The 223-nt window shown below is 53.4% G+C and carries 1 rRNA gene; it reads left to right on the top strand.

Features of this window, described 5'->3' with window-relative positions:
- Positions 1–223 (top strand): 23S ribosomal RNA (locus WG891_RS26885); the annotation flags it as partial.

The raw sequence follows: 223 nt of genomic DNA, 5'->3' as shown, positions 1-223 counted from the left end.
GCTTAGAAGCAGCCATCATTTAAAGAAAGCGTAATAGCTCACTGGTCGAGTCGGCCTGCGCGGAAGATGTAACGGGGCTAAACCATGCACCGAAGCTGCGGCAGCGACGCTTAGGCGTTGTTGGGTAGGGGAGCGTTCTGTAAGCCGTTGAAGGTGGTCTGTGAGGGCTGCTGGAGGTATCAGAAGTGCGAATGCTGACATAAGTAACGATAAAGCGGGTGAA

The organism is Serratia sp. MMO-28 (assembly GCF_037199905.1).
Lineage (GTDB): Bacteria > Pseudomonadota > Gammaproteobacteria > Enterobacterales > Enterobacteriaceae > Chania > Chania oryzae.
This window is presented reverse-complemented; position numbering and strand designations above follow the sequence as displayed.